This window comes from Nocardiopsis sp. SBT366 (assembly GCF_001083815.1).
GTDB lineage: Bacteria > Actinomycetota > Actinomycetes > Streptosporangiales > Streptosporangiaceae > Nocardiopsis > Nocardiopsis prasina.
In genome coordinates, this window is record NZ_LAVM01000025.1 from 35676 (window position 1) to 51362 (window position 15687).

General features: G+C 70.2%; 15 protein-coding genes. 6 read left to right on the forward strand and 9 right to left on the reverse strand.

Annotated features, from left to right (window positions below):
* The first annotated feature begins 1 nt into the window (after window position 1).
* The 3 genes from ADX84_RS10065 (at window position 2) to ADX84_RS10075 (ending at window position 4944) form a co-directional block, all read left to right on the forward strand.
* Complete coding sequence (locus ADX84_RS10065; RefSeq protein ID WP_049571096.1) at window positions 2-1963, forward strand: proline/glycine betaine ABC transporter permease; 1962 nt, start codon at window positions 2-4, stop codon at window positions 1961-1963.
* A complete protein-coding gene (locus ADX84_RS10070) occupies window positions 1956-2927 on the forward strand; it encodes a glycine betaine ABC transporter substrate-binding protein (protein ID WP_049571100.1) in 972 nt (323 codons plus the stop codon). Before ADX84_RS10065 ends, ADX84_RS10070 begins: the two co-directional genes overlap by 8 nt.
* 112 nt (window positions 2928-3039) lie before the next feature.
* The gene (locus tag ADX84_RS10075; RefSeq protein ID WP_049571102.1) at window positions 3040-4944 is read left to right on the forward strand and encodes an endonuclease/exonuclease/phosphatase family protein; all 1905 of its coding nucleotides are present in this window, start codon (window positions 3040-3042) and stop codon (window positions 4942-4944) included.
* Window positions 4945-4975: 31 nt separating this feature from the next.
* Here the strand turns inward: ADX84_RS10075 and ADX84_RS10080 are convergent, their stop codons facing one another.
* From ADX84_RS10080 to ADX84_RS10090, 3 genes are read right to left on the reverse strand one after another with little or no spacing between them, the layout of a single operon-like run.
* Window positions 4976-5980, reverse strand: a complete 1005-nt coding sequence (locus ADX84_RS10080; RefSeq protein ID WP_156208059.1) for a GNAT family N-acetyltransferase — start codon at window positions 5978-5980, stop codon at window positions 4976-4978.
* 20 nt (window positions 5981-6000) lie between these two features.
* The gene (tdh, locus tag ADX84_RS10085) at window positions 6001-7047 is read right to left on the reverse strand and encodes an L-threonine 3-dehydrogenase (protein WP_234003904.1); all 1047 of its coding nucleotides are present in this window, start codon (window positions 7045-7047) and stop codon (window positions 6001-6003) included.
* Entirely contained in the window at window positions 7044-7553 is a 510-nt protein-coding gene (locus ADX84_RS10090) for a pyridoxamine 5'-phosphate oxidase family protein (RefSeq protein WP_049571108.1), read from the reverse strand. The genes tdh and ADX84_RS10090 overlap by 4 nt, the downstream gene beginning before the upstream one ends.
* Before the next feature lie 280 nt (window positions 7554-7833).
* On the opposite strand from ADX84_RS10090, the gene ADX84_RS10095 reads away from it, so the two are divergent.
* A complete protein-coding gene (locus tag ADX84_RS10095; protein ID WP_049571111.1) occupies window positions 7834-8562 on the forward strand; it encodes a class I SAM-dependent methyltransferase in 729 nt (242 codons plus the stop codon).
* 115 nt (window positions 8563-8677) lie between these two features.
* On the opposite strand, the gene ADX84_RS10100 is transcribed toward ADX84_RS10095, so the two are convergent.
* On the reverse strand, window positions 8678-8923 hold the full coding sequence (locus ADX84_RS10100) for a hypothetical protein (RefSeq protein WP_049571120.1): 246 nt from the start codon (window positions 8921-8923) through the stop codon (window positions 8678-8680).
* A 131-nt stretch (window positions 8924-9054) separates the two neighbouring features.
* Here ADX84_RS10100 and ADX84_RS10105 point away from each other — a divergent pair, with 131 nt between their 5' ends.
* Entirely contained in the window at window positions 9055-9564 is a 510-nt protein-coding gene (locus tag ADX84_RS10105) for a hypothetical protein (protein WP_049571122.1), read from the forward strand.
* A 78-nt stretch (window positions 9565-9642) separates the two neighbouring features.
* On the opposite strand, the gene purL is transcribed toward ADX84_RS10105, so the two are convergent.
* The 5 genes from purL to purS form a co-directional block, all read right to left on the reverse strand.
* Window positions 9643-11937 carry a phosphoribosylformylglycinamidine synthase subunit PurL gene (purL, locus tag ADX84_RS10110; RefSeq protein WP_049571127.1) on the reverse strand — a complete coding sequence of 765 codons (2295 nt, stop codon included), beginning with the start codon at window positions 11935-11937 and terminating at the stop codon, window positions 9643-9645.
* A gap of 81 nt (window positions 11938-12018) precedes the next feature.
* Window positions 12019-12543 carry a hypothetical protein gene (locus tag ADX84_RS10115; protein ID WP_049571129.1) on the reverse strand — a complete coding sequence of 175 codons (525 nt, stop codon included), beginning with the start codon at window positions 12541-12543 and terminating at the stop codon, window positions 12019-12021.
* Between the two features lie 43 nt (window positions 12544-12586).
* Window positions 12587-13276, reverse strand: a complete 690-nt coding sequence (gene purQ, locus ADX84_RS10120) for a phosphoribosylformylglycinamidine synthase subunit PurQ (RefSeq protein WP_049571132.1) — start codon at window positions 13274-13276, stop codon at window positions 12587-12589.
* A 346-nt stretch (window positions 13277-13622) separates the two neighbouring features.
* The gene (locus tag ADX84_RS10125; protein ID WP_049571136.1) at window positions 13623-14102 is read right to left on the reverse strand and encodes an ATP-binding protein; all 480 of its coding nucleotides are present in this window, start codon (window positions 14100-14102) and stop codon (window positions 13623-13625) included.
* 224 nt (window positions 14103-14326) lie between these two features.
* Window positions 14327-14569, reverse strand: a complete 243-nt coding sequence (gene purS, locus ADX84_RS10130; RefSeq protein WP_017546939.1) for a phosphoribosylformylglycinamidine synthase subunit PurS — start codon at window positions 14567-14569, stop codon at window positions 14327-14329.
* A gap of 277 nt (window positions 14570-14846) precedes the next feature.
* On the opposite strand from purS, the gene ADX84_RS10135 reads away from it, so the two are divergent.
* Window positions 14847-15482 carry a sigma-70 family RNA polymerase sigma factor gene (locus ADX84_RS10135; RefSeq protein ID WP_049571140.1) on the forward strand — a complete coding sequence of 212 codons (636 nt, stop codon included), beginning with the start codon at window positions 14847-14849 and terminating at the stop codon, window positions 15480-15482.
* Window positions 15483-15687 lie beyond the last annotated feature (205 nt).

Consider the following 15687-nt stretch of genomic DNA (forward strand, 5'->3'; position numbering starts at 1 on the left):
CATGGCCACGGTGACCGAACCAGCCGGGGCGAGCGCCTCCGGCAAGGAAGGCACGAGGGACACCGACGGCGGACTGCTCCGCAGGAGCTGGTTCCAGGCCCTGCTGGTCGTCGTGGTCCTCGTCGCGGGCTACCAGCTGACCCGCCTGGCGGGCTCCCCGTCCTGGGCGGGCGGCTTCCCCACGAGCATCGGCAACGGCTTCATGGCCTGGCTCGACGGGGTCTACGCGTGGATCGTCGCCAACCGCAACGACAGCCCGCTGTTCCTGTACTTCTTCAACTACATCTCCGTGGGGCTGGGGTCGGCCGTCGTGCTGATCAACCAGCTCCTGAACTCGCTGACCTGGCTCGGCGTGACCGTGATCGGGGTGGTCGCCTCCTGGCGCGTCGCCGGATGGCGGGTGGCGCTGCTGGTCCTGGCCACGTTCGCCGTGTTCGCGCTGACGGGGCTGTGGAACGAGTCGATGACGACGCTGTCGCTCATCATCACCTCGGTGTTCATCGCCCTGCTGTTCGGTGTCCCGCTCGGCGTCCTCGCCGGGCGCAGCGAGGGGTTCTACCGGTCCATTCGCCCGGTCCTGGACTTCATGCAGATCATGCCGGCCTTCGCGTACCTGCTGCCGTTCGTGCTGCTGTTCGGCATCGGCAACGCGTCGGCCGCGGTGGTGACTGCGGTGTACGCGCTCCCACCGGTCGTACGGATCACCGCCCTGGGCATCCGTGAGGTCAACAAGGCCGCGATCGAGGCGACCACCTCGCTGGGCTCCACCCCGTGGCAGATCCTCACGAAGGTGCAACTGCCGCTGGCCAAGCGCACCATCCTGCTCGGCGTCAACCAGACCATCATGCTCGCGGTCTCCATGGTCGTCATCGCGTCGGTGATCGGCGCTGGCGGACTCGGCGACGCCATCTACCAGGCCCTGTCCAAGATCAACGTCGGCCAGGCGTTCCAGGCCGGTCTGGCGATCGTCATGCTGGCGATCGCGATGGACCGGGTCACGGGCGCCGTCGGCCACGGTTCGCGCACGCCCCAGGTTGAGGAACGGTACCGGTTGCCGCTCCTGGGGCTCATGCTCGCCCTGGCTGTCGGGGCGACGGCCGTGGGACGCCTCTTCGGACTGGGAGGCTGGCCGCGCGACCTTTCGCTCCGCGTCGACATCCCGGTCAACGCGGTCGACAAGGCGGTCGAGTCGGCGATCGGGCCGGCCACCGCCGCGCTGGGTTCGTGGACACAGAGCTGGGTCCTCGGTCCGCTCGACAACCTGCTCAGCGGATCGCCGTGGTGGCTGGTGACACTCGCCGCGGCCGCACTCGGCCTGATCTTCGCGGGGAAGCGGGTCGCGGTGGTCTCCGCGCTGTGCTTCCTCGTGATCGGTCTGCTGGGCGTGTGGGACAACGCCATGGACACGCTCTCCCAGGTGCTGGTGGCCACGGTGGTCACCATCGCGCTGGGCGTGGTCGTCGGTGTGCTGATGTCACGCAGCGACGTGTTCGCGCTGCTGCTCCGGCCGGTGCTCGACTTCATGCAGACCCTGCCGCCGTTCGTGTACCTGATCCCGGCGGTGGCTCTGCTGGGGCTGGGCCCCGTACCCGCCCTGGCGGCCGCGGTCATCTTCGCCCTGCCGCCGGTGATCAGGCTGGTCAACGACGGTATCCGAGGGGTCCCACCGGGCACCGTCGAGGCCGCGGCCTCGCAGGGTTCCACCAAGTGGCAGCTGCTCACCAAGGTGGAGCTGCCCATGGCGCGCGGTTCCCTGCTGCTGGCGGTCAACCAGGGGATCATCCTGGTGCTCTCGATGGTGGTCATGGGCGCGCTGGTGGGCGCGGGCGCGCTGGGCAACGACGTGGTGCTCGGCCTGGCCCAGAACGAGCTGGGGCTGGGTATCGCCTCGGGTCTGGCGATCGTGTCCCTGGGCCTGTTCCTGGACCGGGTGACGCAGGGAAGGAGGGCACCCCGTGCCTAGGTTTCTGAGGAGGAGCGCCCTGCTCCGGTTGTTCGCGGCGGGGCTGGCCCTGGTGATGGTGAGCTCGTGCGCGGTGCGCACCGACCAGATCGCCCGCGACCCCAACACCGTGCGGATCGCCGTCAACGGGTGGGTGGGCTACGAGGCCAGCGCCGAGGTGCTGGCCAGCATCCTGCGCGAGGAGATGGGCTACGAGGTCCAGCTCATCCGCGTGGACGAGCAGCCCTCCTGGCAGGCGCTCGACCAGGGCGTCATGGACGTGATCGTGGAGAACTGGGGCCACGAGGACCTCTACGAGCTGTACGGTCCCGACGGCAACGGCACCGCGGTCGACGGCGGTCCCAACGGCAACGAGGGGGAGATCGGCTGGTACGTCCCCGCCTACCTTGCGGAGGAGATCCCGGAGATCACCACCCTGGAGGGGCTGAAGGCGAACACCGACCTGTTCCGCACCGCCCAGACGGGTGACAGGGGCGAGTTCCTCGCGGGGGCCCCGGGGTTCGTCAGCCAGGACCAGGGGATGATCAACGCCTTCGACCTGGACCTGGAGATCATCTACGCCGGTTCGGAGGCCGCGCAGATCACCGAGGTGCGGCGCCGGTACGCGAACGAGGAGCCGGTGCTCTTCTACTTCTACGATCCGCAATGGTTCCAGGAGGAGGTGGACCTGGTCAAGGTCGAGTTCCCCGAGTACCACGCCGGTTGTGACGCCAACCTGGACGACGTGCCCTGCGACTACCCGGTCTACGACCTGAACAAGATCTTCCGGACCGGTTTCGTGGAGGAGGACGACTACGCGTACCGCTTCCTCAAGAACTGGAAGTGGAGCAACTCCGACCAGAACGCCGTGGCGCAGAAGATCGCCGACGAGGGGGTCTCCCCGCCCGAGGCCGCGGAGGCCTGGGTCGACGCGAACCGTGACGTCTGGGAGAAGTGGCTGCCGGAGGGCTACGAGAACCGCTGACGGTAGAGGGGGGCGGGGCCTGCGAGGGCCTCGCCCCTTTCGCGTCCCGCCCTTGCGCCGCGCCGCCGGAAAAGGTGAGAATCGTTCACTTACCCCCGACGGCTGGAGCGACATGCACCAGGGACGACTGGTCACGGCGTTCGGAACGGTCCTCCTCCTGGACGTGCTCCGAGTGTTCCTGCCCTCCCTGATCACCCTCTTCGGGCAGGCGGGTGCGACCAGCCCGGAACTCATGGGTGCCTACGCGCTCGCCTGGTTCCTGGTCCCCCTCCCGTTCGTGGCGCTGGCCCGGCGCCTGCCCCCGCTCGGTGTCGCCCTGGCCGCCGGTGCGGCGCTCGCGGTCGGCCGGGTCGGGCTCCAGTTCACCGACGGCGGCGACCCCCAGCTGTACCTGGCCTCCGCGCTCGTCGGCCTGGGCGCCGTGTGGCTGGTGTGCACGGCCATGGCCACGGCCGTGGACGGCCGGGCGACCGGCCACGGGGTCATGGTCGGACTCGTGGCCGGGATGGCGGCCTCCACCGCCGTGCACACCGCCCTGGGCACGGTGGACCTGGTCTGGCGTGAGGGCCCCGCCACCTGGGTCGCCGTGTTCGTGGCCCCGCTGGGTCTGCTGCTCACGGCGGCCCGGACCTGGCGAGCGACCCCCGGCGACCCGGCCCCGATCCGCCCCCGCGGCTGGCTCGCGCTGGGACCCCTGCTCTTCCTGGCCGGGCTGTACACCGCCAACCCGGCCGTGGCCCAGACCATCGGCGGTACCCCCTTCGCGGCCGCCGCGCTCAGCGTGGTGGCCGTCCTGTCCGTGCTGGTCGCCGCGGACCCACGGCGCTACACACCCAACCCGCTCCTGCCGCTGGCCGTGCTGTTCGCGATCCTCACCACGCTGTGGCTGGCGCCGCTGCTGCCAGGGGAGGCGCAGGGGACCCTGCCCGCGTGGTCGCTGGCGGCGCTCCTGCTGGGCCCGCCCGCCCTGGCCGCCTGCGCCGGATGGGCGGCCGCGGCGGGGCCGAGCGCACCCGCCCGGACCGGTCTCCTCGCCGCGTCGGGCCTCCTCCTCTTCGTGGTGCTGGTGTTCGCCTTCTACGCCGCCTACGACCTGCACGCCCCCAACGACCATGTGCCCTTCGTCGCGCTGGCCGTGCTCGCCGCCGCGATCCTGCCCCGCGCGACCGCCGCGCGACCCGCACCTGGGGGAGGGCGAACGCTCCTGCGGACCACCACGGGGGCCGCCGCGCTCACGCTGGCCACCACGGTCGTCGCGCCGATCGCACGCACGGACGCGCCCGCCGCCGGATCCGGAGCCGAAGGGCTGAGGGTGGCCGCCTACAACGTGCGCATGGGCTTCGGGATGGACGGGCGCCTCTCCGTGGCGGAGCAGGCGGAGGTGCTGCGCGCCCTGGACGCCGACGTCGTCGCCCTGAGCGAGGTCGATCGGGGCTGGCTGCTCAACGGGGGCCATGACGGCCTGTCCATGCTCGCCGAACGGCTCGGCATGACCGCGTACTGGGGCCCCGCCGACGGCCCGTTCTGGGGGGACGCCGTACTCACCAGCCTGCCGGTCACGGAGGTGCGCGGTCACGCGCTCCCCGCCAGCGGCCCCACCGGGGCGCAGGCGCTGGCGGTCACCATGGAGTGGGCGGACACCGAGGTGAGCGTGATCGCGACCCACCTCCAGCCCGAGGGGTACGACCTGGGGAACCCGAGCGCCAGCGATCAGATGAGCGAGCTGATGCTCCTCGCCGAAGAGACGAGGTGGACGACCGGCGCCCCCGTGGTGATCGCCGGGGACCTCAACTTCGAACCGGAGGAACTCCCCTTGGAGGGCTGGTCCGGGGGCGACTACCAGGACGCCTTCGCGCAGGTGCGGCCCTTCCCCACGATGGTGGCGGACGCCCGCTCCGACCAGCAGATCGACCACATCCTGACGAGTGACGACCTGGTTCCGAGCGATCCCGCCAACCCCGACGTGCCCCACTCGGACCACCGCCCGATCGCGGTCACCCTCAGCCTCGCCGAGTAGGGGCGTCCCTTGCCCGCGCTGTCCCGGGCTCCTAAGAGAGAAAGACCTGGAGTTCGGTGGAGTGGAAACCGTAGCGGGCCTTGAACCAGCCGTTGCGCCTGCCCGCTGACACGGTCGGCCGACCTTCGGCGAACGCGAACCTGAGGGACTGGGCGAGCAGGACGTAGGTCGGGCTGAACCCGTTGCAGGCGCCGTCGTCCACGCCCAGACACCACAGGTGGTACCGGGTGTTGTCCACCAAAGACGCCATGGCCGCGACCAGCCGCCCGTCGACGCGCAGTTCGATGACGCTCGCGCAGCTCCCCAACGCGCCCAGGAACCCCTGGAACACCCCGGGCAGGTAGTAGTCGGCGTTGTCGTGCTTGCTTCCCGCAGTGGCGCGCGCCAGCCGGACGAACCCGTCCAGGTCCGCCTCGTCCACCCCGAGCTCCCGGGCCCGGACACCGGCCTCCTCGGCCCTGCGGAGTTGCCGACGCATCTCCCTGCGGGGCTTGCCCCCCAGGCTCTCGAGGTAGGCGTCGAACCCGTCCAGACCGGAGACGTCCATGCTCCACATCCGGTCGAGGGGGGTTCCGGACAGCCCCGCGGCGCCGAGCAGACGCGCCGCGTCGCTGTCCGCCCCGACGTTGGCCGCCCCGTACAGCGAAGCGCCCCACTCCCCGGCGAGGTCACCCATCGCGTCGACCGCCAGACGTGCCGCCTCGGGGCTCAGGGCAGGGATCGTCGTCTCGTAGCAGTGCCAGACGTGGGAGAGCAGGACGGGGTGGTCCAGCGCTCCCGGCCGGTTGGCCGCCAGCGCCCCCATCGGATCCACGCCCCGCTGGAGGTAGACCGGCAGAACCGCGTGCGCCCTTCCCGCCCCGTCGTGGACGAGGATGTGGGCGCCGCGTTCGACGGAGTGCAGGGGGAAGGCCTCGAAGGCGCGCAGGAAGGCCGGTGAGTAGAACACCGGCGCACCGGTCTCCCTGACCAGCCGCTCGCAGGCACGGGTGTCCAAGGTGCCGGTGTCGGATTCGATGGCCACGTGTAACGGCATGGTGTGGACTCCTCGCGGACCTAGGTCCAGTCCAGCAGCACCTTGCCGGCTCTCCCGCTGGCCGCGGTGGCGAAGGCCTCGGCGTACTGGTCGTAGCGGAACGTGTGGGTGATGACGAAGGAGGGGTCGAGCCCGTTGGCGACCAGCGCGGCGACGCTGCGCCACGTCTCGGGGATGCGCCGACCGCTCACGCCCTGGATGCTGAGCATCCGGGTGGAGATGTCGGCCCAGTCCACGGAGGTCTCACGGGAGGGCAGGCCCAGCGCCACGATCCTGCCGCCCGGGCTGACGGCGTCGAGCATGGTCTGCAGGGCCTCGGGCGCCCCCGACATCTCCAGCCCGATGTCGAAGCCCAGCGGGGTGTCACCCGCCTCGCGCAGCTCCTCGGAACCCGATTCGGGCGCGGCGGCGGGGACCACGTCGATGTTCTCGGCGAGCAGCAGGCGAAAGGAGCTGACGTCGGTGACGACCACCGACCGCGCCCCCATGCGCGCGCAGATCTGGGCCGCCATCAGCCCGATCGGACCAGCGCCGGTGATCAGGACGGACAGTCCGCTGACGGGGTGGGTCGTGGCCGCGTGCACGGCGTTGCCCAGGGGGTCGAAGATCGAGGCGACCTCCAACGGCACCCCCTCCCCGTGCACCCACACGTTGGCGGCGGGGACCACCACGTAGCGGGCGAAGACGCCGTCGGTGTGCACGCCGAGGTTGATGTTGTTCAGGCACAGGTGGCGGGCCCCGGAACGGCACTGCGCGCACCGGCCGCAGGTCAGGTGTCCCTCGACACCGACGGTCTGTCCCTCGCGCAGCCCCCTGACGCCGCTCCCGGTCTCGACGATCCGCCCGACGCACTCGTGCCCGGGGATGAGGGGTGTGCGGACCGAGCTTTGGGCCCAGTCGTCCCACTGGAGGATGTGCAGGTCCGTTCCGCAGATCCCCGTCAGCAGGACGCGGATGAGCACCTCGTCCGCTCCGGGCCGCGGAACGGGAGCCTCGACCAGCTCCAGGCCCGCCCCGGGGCCGGACTTGTACAGGGCGGGCATCGTCTCGGCGCGCGTCCCGTTCATTTCCGTCCCAGCGGTGCGAGCGGGACGGCGACGCGCTGGTCGTTCATGTCCACGAGCCACTGGTCGAGGTCGAGCAGCCACCAGGAGTCGATCTCGACCACATAGAAACGACGGTGCCCGTCCCCGTGGAATTCGGATAGGGGGAGGCGCCATTTCTGGCGGGTCTCGTCGTCGGGAAAGTTTCTTTGGTAATAGAACTCCGCGACGTGCTCGAGGTCGTCTCCGGTCACCGGGGAGGCCCTTCCGGTGAACTGGGCGCCGTCCAGGCCGAGGCCGGGAAGTCCGGTCACGAAAATCGATCCGGAGACCGTCGGGCGGGCGTGGATGTTCTGTGAATGTCGCGCCTCGCGCAGCGAGTACCAGAGGAGACGCAGTGGCTCGCGCAGGGGGACGTAGTTGACGGTCGACGCCCAGGCGCCGTCGGGCGACTGCGTCGCGAGCGTGACGAAACGCCCGTTCTCGATGAGGAAATTGCTTCGGTCGATCAGTTTTCTGGAAACCTGCATTGCTCTCTCCGTGGGATGCCGACGACCATGCCCGAAGCATAGGAGGGCAAACAGGATGTCCTATGAATCTTTTGGTGTTTCCGGAGAATTCACCACTTCCCCAACAAGGGAGGACAATGGCCCCACGCTTCGCAGGAGTTTGGTTGCCTTCCGGAATGGATGCCGTATTCTCCGTGTCCGACGTAGGGGATTCGGCCCACGCGTACAGTCGGTGGTGAGGGGACGAACAGCACGCCCCGCCTCCGGTCGTGGGGCGGACGGAGGGACGGAGTCGGCCACGATGGCCCAGTTCGACGCACTAGGCGACATCTACGACGACTTCGCCCAGACCGCGTTCCGCAGACACCTCGAACTCCCCAGCATCGTCCGTGCTCTGGGGGACGTGACGGGGCTCCACGCGCTCGACCTGGGCTGCGGAACCGGCCCGCACAGCCGGACGCTGGCGAGGCTGGGCGCGGAGGGCGTGGTCGGAGCCGATGTCGCGGAGGGGATGCTGGAGCACGCCCGCCAGGCCGAGCGAGAACACCCCCTGGGGGTCCGCTACGAACGGGCGCCCCTCACCGACGGGTTCGCCGGACGCTTCGACCTCGTCCTGTCCGTCTACGTCATGCCCTACGCAGCGGACCGGGACCAACTCGACACCCTGTGCGCCCAGGCGTTCGCCGCCCTGAAACCGGGTGGCCGACTGGTCGCCCTCCCGGCCAACCCGGACCTGAGCACCGTCCCCGGCTACTACCGGCCGTACGGTTTCGACCTGGCGGTGCCCGAACCCCTGGCCGACGGCTCCCGGATCACCCTGCTCATGGGCGAGGAGCAGATCGCCGCCCGGTACTGGACCAGAGACGCGCTCGACCAGGCGCTCACCCGCGCGGGCTTCACGGCGGTCCGCGGCCTCGGACACCACGTCTCACCCGAGGGCGAGCGCGAGTTCGGTCCCGGTTTCTGGCGCGACTACCTGGACCGGCCGCACGCGCTCATTCTGGAGGCCCGGCGCCCCGCGCAGGGCTGACGGGCAGTCGCCGCACCGGGTCGCTCCTGATCGGGGTCGCTCCTCACAGGGCCTCTCCCCGGGGCGCGGTTGCGTCCGTGAGCCGAGGTGTTCCCTCGCTCCGAGCGGTGGTCGTTTACGCGGGCCGTTCGTAGTGGAGACGGCGGCTCACCCAGTACACGTTCACGCAGGCGGCGACGAACCCGACCCCCAGGACGACGACCAACCACGTCTGGTTGGTCAGCACGATGGCCGCCACCGTCCCCAGCAGCAGGACCAACGCCCCGAACACCGCCAGGACCAGCCGGAAACCCAGTGCGCTCGCCGGGCGGTCGTGGGTCCCCAGGGCCCCCTTCAACCTGCCGCGTCTGGCACGTTCCATGTCGTTGACACCTCCCTGTGAACAGTCCTACCCCAACGGGGCCGCACGCACGTTCCAGGGTGCCTTTCCGGTGGTCCCCGCGGCCGGGAGAATGAGGCCGAGCGCTCCGCCCCGTCGTCCGAAGGAGAAGGTTGTCCCACCGAGAGGGCCGTGCGCCCGGTCCCCTGATCCTCGCCCTGCCGCTCGTCCTGATCCTGACCGGCTGTTCCACCCCCGACACCGGGGCCGGAGCCGAGCCGGAGGTGACCACGCCCCACGTCTCGGTGTTCTGGGTGGAACGTGAGGTGCGGATGCGCACGCTGGACCGCATGTTCACCGAGGGCGACTCCGACGCGGTCATCGCGAACACCGGCCGCACCAGGGACGTGTTGTTCGACGCCGGGGTCGTCCACGAGGAGGGCGACGGGTACCGCGTCGAACTCGACACGGACACGTGGGACACCTCGCTCAACCTGAGCCGGATCGACGGTGCCCTGGGAAACGCCATGCGTCAGAACGAGGTCACCTGGTGCGGCGACGCCGTGGAGGCCGAGGATTTCGTCGAGGACTACATGGGCGAGTTCTGGGAGACCCTCGACACCTTCGACGCCTACGAGGCGAGCGTCATCGACTACGTCGACTGCGGCACCGGGAGGGTCTGACCCCGCCTCGGGCCCGCGAGGCGGCCCCGGGTACACGAAAGGGGGCGCCCACCGGGCGCCCCCTCGTCGTTCGGGTGGCTACACGCCGTTCATCAGGGCGGGCAGCGTCTGCTCGTAGGTGGTGCGGAGCTCGTCCAGGCCGATCTCCACCACGCCGCCCGAGTGGCTCACCGACAGGCTCTCGCCGCCGACGGTGCCGATCTGCGTGACGGGAACGCCGTGCTGGGCGGCCAGGGCCACGAAGGCCTCCTCCTGGCCGGGCCGCACGGCGACGATCGCGCGGGCGGCGGACTCGCTGAACAGCGCCGTGAAGGCGTCGCCGTCCACCTCGACCCGCAGCCCCCGGAGGCCGCGCAGGGCCGCCTCGGCGAGGGCGACGGCCAGGCCGCCGTCGGACAGGTCGTGCGCCGCCGCGGCCAGACCCTGCTCGGCGGAGCTGGCCAGCACCTCGCCGAGGGCGGCCTCGGCGGGCAGGTCCACCAGCGGCGGGAGCCCGCCCAGGTGACCGTGCACGACGTCGGCCCAGGCGGAGCCGCCGAACTCGGCGCGGGTCTCTCCCAGCAGGAAGACGCGGGTGCCGTCGTCCTCGAAGGCGGAGCGCAGCCGGGTGTTGACGTCGTCGATCACCCCGAGGACGCCGATCACCGGGGTCGGGTTGATCGCCACGTCGCCGGTCTGGTTGTAGAAGCTGACGTTTCCACCGGTCACCGGGGTGCCGAGCTGCTGGCAGGCGTCGGCCAGACCTCGGGTGGTCTCCGCGAACTGCCACATGACACCGGGGTCCTCCGGCGAACCGAAGTTGAGGCAGTTGGTGACCGCCAACGGGCGGGCGCCGGTGGCGGACACGTTCCGGAAGGCCTCGGCGAACGCCAGCTGCGTTCCCGCGTACGGGTCCAGGAGGGTGTACCGGCCGTTGCCGTCGGTGGACAGGGCCACGCCGCGGTCGGAGTCGTCGGAGATCCGGATCATGCCGGAGTCGTGCGGGGCGGACACGACCGTGTCGCCGCGCACGTAGCTGTCGTACTGCTGGGTGACCCAGGTCGGGTCGCCCACGCCGGGGGCGCCGAGCACCTTCAGGAGCTGGGCGCGCAGCTCGGCGTCGCCCTCGGGGCGGGCCAGCTTCGCGGCGTCGTCGGCCTGGAGCGCGTCCTGGAACTCCGGGCGGGCGTAGGGGCGTTCGTAGACCGGGCCCTCGTCGGAGGCGGTTCGCGGCGGCATGTCCACCACGGTCTCGCCGTGCCAGGTCATCACCAGGCGGCCGCCGCGCTCGGCCTCCTCGGGGGTGACCTCGGTGACCTCGCCGATCTCGGCGGCGAGGATGCCCCACTTGTCGCAGACCGCGAGGAAGTCGGGCATCTTGGCGGGTTCCACGATCGCCATCATGCGCTCCTGCGACTCGCTCATGAGGATCTCCTCAGGCGTGAGCCGGTGGTCGCGCAGCGGTACCCGGTCCAGCTGGATGCTCATGCCGCCGGTGCCGCCGGCTGCGAGCTCGGTGGTGGCACAGGAGACACCCGCGGCGCCGAGGTCCTGGATGCCGACGACCATGTCCTGGGCGTACAGCTCCAGGCTGCACTCGATGAGCAGCTTCTCCATGAACGGGTCGCCGACCTGGACGCTGGGCCGCTTGGACTCCAGTTCCTCGTCGAAGGAGGCGCTGGCCAGAACGGAGGCGCCGCCGATGCCGTCGGGGCCGGTGGTGGAACCGAACAGGACCACCTTGTTGCCCGGGCCGGGTGCCTGGGCGAGCTTGATGTCCTCGTGTTTGAGCACGCCCACGCACAGGGCGTTCACCAGCGGGTTGCCGAGGTAGCTGCGGTCGAAGCCGATCTCGCCGCCGATGTTGGGCAGACCGAGGCAGTTGCCGTAGAAGGAGATGCCGGAGGTCACGCCGGGCAGCATCCGCTTGGTGTCGTCGGCGTCGGCGGGGCCGAAGCGCAGGGCGTCCATCACGGCCACGGGGCGGGCGCCCATGGTGAGGATGTCGCGGACGATGCCGCCCACACCGGTGGCCGCGCCCTGGTGGGGCTCGACGAAGGAGGGGCTGTTGTGCGACTCGATCTTGAACGTGACCGCGTTGCCGTCGCCGACGTCCACCACACCCGCGTTCTCGCCCATGCCCACGAGCAGGGCGTCGTTCTCCGGGGCCTTCTCACCGAACTGGCGCAGGTGCACCTTGGAGGACTTGTAGGAGCAGTGCTCGCTCCACATCACCGAGTAGATGGCCAGCTCGGCGGCGGTGGGGCGGCGGCCCAGGATCTCGCGGACCCGCTCGTACTCGTCCCTGGGCATGCCCAGTTCGGCGTACGGCTGGGGTGTGTCCGGACTGGCGGTCGCGGTGGCGACGGTGTCGAGACCGGGTGCTTCAGACATGCGGTGCTTCCGTTCGGGTGTCGCGGAGTTGCGCGGAGGGTGGAGGCCGAGCCTTGGCTGTGTCCGCCGCCCGGCACCGGATCAGTCGGCGGGATTTCCCGCGTTGCCGAGCATGAGCACCGGCAGGGCACCGGGTTCGGAGGCGGTGGAGTCGGCCACCAGGGTCGTGTCGTCGGTGAGGACGCTGTCCACGAGTTCGACGTCCTCCTCGGACTCGGCGCCCGGGATCTCCTGGCGCCAGCCGTTGGAGACGAGGTGCTCGTACACCGACCGGACCGCCTCCTCGGGTTCGCCGTCGAGCTCCTCGCCCTCCTCACCCGCGATCACGATGAGGCGGAAGCACTGCCCCTGGGAGCAGTGGGCCTCGTCCTGGTCGACGTAGGTGAAGCCGGACGGAGGGCTGCCCAGAGCCCCGACATCGGGCGGGGGAGTGCCCTGCTCGCCCTGCTGCCCGGGGCCCTGCTGCCCCTGGCCGTCGCCGGGGGTGGCCATGGGGGGCGAGTTGAACGACTGGAAGAGGCCGATGGCCCCGGAGACCACGAGGCCGACCACGACCAGCCCCACGAGCACGTACAGCAGTTTCCGGGAGCGCAGCAGCGCCATCATCGCGAGGATCGTCTCCCTGTCGGGTGAGTCGGGGCGGGATGTGTCAGACCTGGGCCGGGGCGGCCAGGTGGCCAAGGATCGAGGTGAAGAACCCCAGCCCCTCGGTGGAGGGTCCGGTCAGGGCCTCGACGGCGTGCTCGGGGTGCGGCATCAGCCCGACCACGTTGCCGTGTTCGTTGGTGACGCCCGCGATGTCACGCCGCGAACCGTTGGGGTTGCCCCCGACGTAGCGGGCGACGACCCGGCCCTCGGACTCCAGCTGGTCCAGGGTCTGCTCGTCGGCGACGTAACTGCCCTCGCCGCTCTTGAGGACGACCAGGATCTCCTGGCCCTCGTCGTAGCCGTTGGTCCACGCGGTCCGGGTGTTCTCCATCCGCAGGACCTGGTCGCGGTTGACGAACCGCAGCGAGGAGTTGCGGGTGAGGGCACCCGGGAGCAGGTGGCTCTCGCACAGGATCTGGAAGCCGTTGCAGATGCCCAGGACCGGCAGTGCGCCCGAACGCGCGGCCGGGACCAGCTCGGACATCAGCGGGGCGAACTGGGCGATGGCGCCGCAGCGGAGGTAGTCCCCGTAGGAGAAGCCGCCGGGCAGTACCACCGCGTCGACCCCCTTGAGGTCGTTGTCCGCGTGCCAGAGCGCGACGGGTTCGGCACCCGCCAGGGAGACCGCGCGAGCGGCGTCCTTGTCGTCAAGGGAGCCTGGGAAGGTGACGACGCCCACACGGGCTGTCATGAGCACACTCCGAGTTGGTTGTTCGACGGGGAGGAGTCGGCGGCAGGCCCGTCGCCGGGACGGCGGGAGGTGGCAGCCTGGCGACGCGAGCGCGGAGGATTCCACGGAACACGCCCCACATCCGCAGCGTACCCGCTCACCTGTGCTCGGGTACGACCGTCACCCCCATTGAGGGGGCCCGGGCTGTGTGATCCTCCCAAGGAAGGCCCGTCTGGGAGGGGTGCGGGTGTGTGACTCGACAGTTCACGAGGCGTACGTCACTGGCGCGGGTGGCCGGATGCGCGCACGCCGCACCCCGCGCGGACGGTGCGCGGGGCGCGCGGACCCTGGGGTCCGGGCGGTCGGTCTACAGGAGCGCGAAGCGCGTCGACGGCTGGCCCCGTTCGGAGGCCCCCCGATGGGCGGGGTCGCAGGTCGTCACGCGTTTGCGCAGGACGACGGTGGTGTGGGGTTCGGGATGCAGGTCGACCTCGTCCATGAGGTAGCGCATCAGAGAGATGCCCCTGCCCGATTCTGACGTGAGACCCGGGAGGGGCGTGTGTTCCGAGGCGAATCTGCGCGCGAGCGCCCCGGTGTCGGGCGCCTTGCCCGGCTGTGAGATCTGGAGCTCGCACCAGTTGGCGGCGAGCTCGACCCCGACCTCGTAGTCGGGGGACCTCTCCCCGTGTTCGACGGCGTTGGAACAGGCCTCCGAGGCGGCCAGGAGTATGTCGTCGACACATCCGGCACACAGGCCCGATCGGCGAAGCAGCGCGCCGAGGACGTCGCGTACGACGGCGACCGTGTACGCCTGCCTTGGGAGGGAGATCGAGAAAACGGTGTCCATCCGTGTACCTCTCGTGCTCCGTGTCGGTTACCAGCTCGGCACGTTAGGAACCCTTCCCGAGGCCGCTGCAGGTAAAACGAACAGCCGCGCCCCCAAGGGGACGCGGCTGAACATTCGGGACACTTCCGACACTCAGGGGGCCTGGTGGCGCGGTTGGCGCCGACCGTTTCCCGGCCGAGTGCCGTTCCTCACCCGTGGCCTCCGGTGCCGGTGGTGACCGGGGATCAGGCGGGGCGAACCTCGAAGTCCTCGATCACGGTGTTGGCGAGCAGGGTCTCGGCCAGACGGCGGACGTCGGCGAGCTTGGCCTCGTCCACCTCGCCCTCGACCTCGACCTCGAAGCGCTTGCCCTGGCGGACCTGTTCGATCCCCTCGAAACCGAGGCGGGGGCAGGCGCCGGCGATGGCCTGGCCCTGCGGGTCCAGGATCTCGGGCTTGAGCATGACGTCAACCACGACGCGGGCCACAGGTCCTCCACAGGAAAAATGGGTATGCCACTGGTCCGCCGTTCTGTAGGGCGCCTCGTCCGGACGCGCCTGGCGGGCGTCGCCAGCGTATGACACCCGGAGGCGCACACGGGTCCTGGCCAGGTGCCACGCGGGCTCTTTGCCGCGTCGTTGCCGGGACAGGTGACGGACTCGACGAGTCCGTGACCCGTATCACCACAATTGATGTCATCATTGGGAGCGTGTGGCTGCGTCTTACAGGGTGGAAGAGATCATTCGGTCGTCCCGAGGGGGAATCTTGACGACTCTCGAAAAGGATCAGATCTCCACGACCGGTGGGGCCCGTGACGAGGCACAGACGCTGGACTTCGCCACCGAGGTGACACCGTTCGCCGACCAGTTGTACCCGACGGCCCTGCGGATGACCCGCAATCCGGCCGACGCCGAGGACCTGGTCCAGGAGACGTTCGCCAAGGCCTTCGCGAATTTTCACCAGTTCCGTGCCGGAACCAACCTGCGGGCCTGGCTTTACCGGATCCTCACCAACACGTTTATCAACAGCTATCGGAAGAAGCAGCGGGAACCGCGTCAGGAGACCACTGACGAGATCAAGGACTGGCAGCTGGCCGCGGCCGAGACCCACACCTCGTCCGGGATGCGCTCGGCCGAGACCGAGGTCCTCGACCACCTGCCCGACTCCGACATCAAGCAGGCCCTGGCCCGCCTCCCCGAGGAGTTCCAGGAGGTCATCTACCTCGTGGACATCGAGGGGTACGCCTACAAGGAGGTGGCCGAGCGCATGGGCACGCCCCTGGGCACGGTGATGTCGCGTCTGCACCGGGCACGCCGTCAGCTCCGCGAGATGCTCGCCGACTACGGCCGTGAGCGCGGAATGCGGGTCCCCGCACAGGAGGCGCGGACCGCGTCCGAGTAACTGCCCGATGACCGGTCGCGACCGTGGCCGGAACGGGGACCCGAAAGCGCCCGGAGGTCATGCCGCCGGGGCGTTCGGCGGGCCGCCAACGGCGCCCGAGAACACGCCGAGAAGCGCTCCCGGTGAGATCGGAAGAGCCCCGGGCCGAGCGCGGGAACGGGTGGGACCGTCCGCCTTCGGCCACTCACCGGACTTCTGACGGAAA

What these genes read in the sequence shown, in the direction of transcription:
- ADX84_RS10065 (WP_049571096.1), top strand. Translation starts at nt 2, where the DNA reads ATGGCCACGGTGACCGAACCAGCCGGGGCGAGCGCCTCCGGCAAGGAA.
- ADX84_RS10075 (WP_049571102.1), top strand. Translation starts at nt 3,040, where the DNA reads ATGCACCAGGGACGACTGGTCACGGCGTTCGGAACGGTCCTCCTCCTG.
- ADX84_RS10080 (WP_156208059.1), bottom strand. Translation starts at nt 5,980, where the DNA reads ATGCCGTTACACGTGGCCATCGAATCCGACACCGGCACCTTGGACACC.
- tdh (WP_234003904.1), bottom strand. Translation starts at nt 7,047, where the DNA reads ATGAACGGGACGCGCGCCGAGACGATGCCCGCCCTGTACAAGTCCGGC.
- ADX84_RS10090 (WP_049571108.1), bottom strand. Translation starts at nt 7,553, where the DNA reads ATGCAGGTTTCCAGAAAACTGATCGACCGAAGCAATTTCCTCATCGAG.
- ADX84_RS10095 (WP_049571111.1), top strand. Translation starts at nt 7,834, where the DNA reads ATGGCCCAGTTCGACGCACTAGGCGACATCTACGACGACTTCGCCCAG.
- ADX84_RS10100 (WP_049571120.1), bottom strand. Translation starts at nt 8,923, where the DNA reads ATGGAACGTGCCAGACGCGGCAGGTTGAAGGGGGCCCTGGGGACCCAC.
- purL (WP_049571127.1), bottom strand. Translation starts at nt 11,937, where the DNA reads ATGTCTGAAGCACCCGGTCTCGACACCGTCGCCACCGCGACCGCCAGT.
- ADX84_RS10115 (WP_049571129.1), bottom strand. Translation starts at nt 12,543, where the DNA reads ATGATGGCGCTGCTGCGCTCCCGGAAACTGCTGTACGTGCTCGTGGGG.
- purQ (WP_049571132.1), bottom strand. Translation starts at nt 13,276, where the DNA reads ATGACAGCCCGTGTGGGCGTCGTCACCTTCCCAGGCTCCCTTGACGAC.
- ADX84_RS10125 (WP_049571136.1), bottom strand. Translation starts at nt 14,102, where the DNA reads ATGGACACCGTTTTCTCGATCTCCCTCCCAAGGCAGGCGTACACGGTC.